Source organism: Adlercreutzia sp. ZJ176 (assembly GCF_011038975.1).
GTDB lineage: Bacteria > Actinomycetota > Coriobacteriia > Coriobacteriales > Eggerthellaceae > CAAEEV01.
In genome coordinates this window covers 1-2,118 of record NZ_JAAKEC010000043.1, presented here as the reverse complement: position 1 = coordinate 2,118, position 2,118 = coordinate 1, and the positions used below count along the sequence as shown (strand labels likewise).

Sequence of the window (2,118 nt, the reverse complement as noted above, 5' to 3'; positions counted from 1 at the left end):
GCCCGCTTCGGCGGCTCCGCCTCCTCCATCGTGCTCGGCGGCATCGCCGGCATGGCCATGTTCCAGACCGCCGAGGGCGCGACCAACTGGTCGATGCTCGTGCTCGTGCTGATCATCCCCTTTGCCCTGGGCTTCATCTGCTGCGTGCTCTTCGCCCGCGAGACGTCCGGCAAGACGATGGACCAGCTGGCCGCCGAGGAGGCCAAGCTCAACAACTCCGAGACCGACGGCACGGCCCGCTTCATCATGATCCTCGTGGTCGCCGCCATCCTGGCAGTGCTCTGCATCGTGTGCCCGCTGGCCATCCAGGGATGGTCGAAGCTCCCGATCGCCCTGCCGCTCATGGCCGTCGGCGTCCTGCTTCCGTTCATCTACTTCTTCGTGTTCGCCACTCCGCAGGCCATCAAGGACAAGGCCAAGCTGAACGCTTAAGCCCCTCCTTCGCCTGAACGCGAACCACTTCCCTTGAGGGGGAAGGCCCGGATCCCCACGGGCCTTCCCCCTTTTTCCTTTGCGGTATAATCTCCCCAGCACATACGTTTCCGAGGAGGGACTTTGAAGAACAACAAGGTGTATTTCCCGAAGGACGCCATCGCGCGTCACGAGAACTTCGACGCGTGGTACGAGGACGGCGCGCTGTTCATGCGCTTCGAGTCCGACTGGAAGTCCGAGAAGGACACCGTCGCCGTGATCGGGCGCATGGGCGGGGAAGTGGGCTGCATCAAGCCTGACCACAAGGTGATCAACTACTACCTGCGCTCCGAGCGCTACGAGCACTGCCTGCACACCTACACCATCTTCAAGCACTACTACGTCGAGGGCATGCTGTGGGACATGTACGGCTCGCTCTCGAACCCGCCGTGCGACTTCATCACCGAGACGAAGGACCGCGACGACAAGCGCGACGTGCACATCAAGGTGGTGAAGTTCCGCGACAAGGGCGAGTGCTACGAGATCCGCGTGACCGACCTGACGAAGCTGCGCCTCGCGCTCATCGCCACGGTGGCCATCGCCATCAAGGAGGAGTGGAAGGGCCTCTCCGAAGGCGAGGAGGACCCCAACCCGACGTTCTTCCAGAAGATCAAGCGGAACGTGCGCGGCTACAAGGGCAAGACCTACGAGCGCGTCCTGCAGGAGGAGGAGCTTGAGCGCGCCAAGGCCAGCCTCAAGGCCATGGAGGCCGAAGAATAGGCACGTCATCCTGAGCAGAGCGCCCGTTCCAGGTCTCAGTCTCCCGTGTCATCCTGAGCGGAGCGCCCGGAGGGCGCGGAGTCGAAGGATCTGGTCGCAAGTGAGATGCGCATGCGGGCGTGCCGTTCCCGGGGCCAGATCCTTCGACTCGCTTCGCTCGCTCAGGATGACACGGAATGGGGAGTTCCCCGTGTCGGGAAGGATGATCTGGTTGCAGGTGAGATGCGCATGCGGGCGTGCTGCGCTTGGGGCCAGATCCTTCGACTCGCTTCGCTCGCTCAGGATGACACGGGAGGGGACGCGCTCGGGATGGCGTACAAGGGACGCGCTCTTTCAGGGTGACATGGAGGGGGGATGGACTCGCTCGGGATGATGCGGAGGTAGTCTCATTGAGGATTCACGGAAGGAAGGCTCCGCACAGTACGACACGATAGGGAAGCCCCCTCTTCGGCGGGACGACATGGCTCACATCTGATACGCCTTCGGCGTCCGATGCGTTTTCGACATCTGATTTGCTGTAAAAGAAGAAGCCCCCGCGGGTTGCGGGGGCTTCTTTTGCTCTTGAGCGCTTCTTGGTTGCGCCTACGCAGCAGGTGAGAGACTTAAGCCTTCAGCTTGGCCTTGTCCTTGATGGCCTGCGGGGTGGCGAACACGAAGAAGTACGCGAACGGAAGCAGGACGCCGACGGCCATGAGCGGCAGGGCGATCGGGAGCTTCGACCATCCCTGGATGGCCAGCGGGCACACGATGCAGAGCACTGCCAGGATGGCGGCGACCACGAGGATCATGATGAAGCGGGCCGTGCCGTCGGTCTCGGAGTTGTTGAGCTTGGCCTCCTCGGCGGCCAGCTGGTCCATCGTCTTGCCAGACGTCTCGCGGGCGAAGAGCACGCAGCAGATGAAGCCGAGCACGAACGGGATGTTCAGA

The 2,118-nt window shown here is 62.7% G+C and carries 1 protein-coding gene and 2 pseudogenes; 2 read left to right on the top strand and 1 reads right to left on the bottom strand.

Annotation, left to right across the window (positions count from 1 at the left end):
* Both G7Y50_RS11820 and G7Y50_RS11815 read left to right on the top strand, forming a co-directional pair.
* Nucleotides 1-432 (top strand): annotated as a pseudogene (locus G7Y50_RS11820) (MFS transporter); the annotation flags it as partial.
* Nucleotides 433-555: 123 nt separating this feature from the next.
* Nucleotides 556-1,191 carry a hypothetical protein gene (locus G7Y50_RS11815; RefSeq protein WP_165056831.1) on the top strand — a complete coding sequence of 212 codons (636 nt, stop codon included), beginning with the start codon at nt 556-558 and terminating at the stop codon, nt 1,189-1,191.
* A gap of 602 nt (nt 1,192-1,793) precedes the next feature.
* On the opposite strand, the pseudogene G7Y50_RS11810 reads toward G7Y50_RS11815, so the two are convergent.
* A pseudogene (locus G7Y50_RS11810) lies at nt 1,794-2,118 on the bottom strand (MFS transporter); the annotation flags it as partial.